The organism is Roseateles oligotrophus, from assembly GCF_025717515.1.
GTDB classification, from domain to species: domain Bacteria; phylum Pseudomonadota; class Gammaproteobacteria; order Burkholderiales; family Burkholderiaceae_C; genus Paucibacter_A; species Paucibacter_A oligotrophus.
In genome coordinates, this window is the sequence record NZ_JAJIRN010000036.1 from 1 (window position 1) to 671 (window position 671).

Consider the following 671-nt stretch of genomic DNA (forward strand, 5'->3'; position numbering starts at 1 on the left):
ACGCTGATGTGGCTGGTCAATCACACCAAACTGGGCCGCGCGATGCGGGCTACCGCCGAGAATCCACGGGTTGCCGGCCTGATGGGCGTCAAGCCCGACTTCATCATCTCCACCACCTTTGTGATCGGCGCCGCACTCGCCGCCGTGGCCGGCCTGATGTGGGCCGCCAACTACGGCACCGTGCAGCACACGATGGGCTTTATGCCGGGGCTCAAAGCCTTCACGGCGGCCGTCTTAGGCGGCATCGGCAACCTGGCCGGCGCGATGGTCGGCGGCGTCTTGCTGGGCCTGATCGAGGCGATCGGCGCGGGCTATCTGGGTGACCTGACCGGCGGCGTGCTGGGCAGCCATTACGCGGACATCTTCGCCTTCGTCGCGCTGATCCTGGTGTTGACCCTGCGGCCTTCGGGCTTGCTCGGTGAGCGTGTCGCGGACCGTGCCTGATCCGGCCTGAGGAGAACAAACATGCAATCAAAACAAAGCAATAAAGTCTTCGTCTTCCTGCTGGCGGCCGTCGGTCTGCTGCTGGTGCCCTTGTTTGCGCAGCAGTTCGGCAACGGCCCGGTGCGCATCATCGACCTGGCCCTGCTCTATGTGCTCTTGGCGCTGGGGCTCAACATCGTGGTCGGCTACGCGGGTCTGCTGGATCTGGGTTATGTGGCCTTCTATGC

At 64.2% G+C, this 671-nt stretch carries 1 protein-coding gene and 1 pseudogene; both read left to right on the forward strand.

The window, feature by feature from the left end:
- The coding region (locus LNV07_RS25365; RefSeq protein WP_263573998.1) for a branched-chain amino acid ABC transporter permease at positions 1–444 on the forward strand (444 nt) is incomplete at its 5' end.
- A 21-nt stretch (positions 445–465) separates the two neighbouring features.
- A pseudogene (locus LNV07_RS25370) lies at positions 466–671 on the forward strand (ABC transporter ATP-binding protein); the annotation flags it as partial.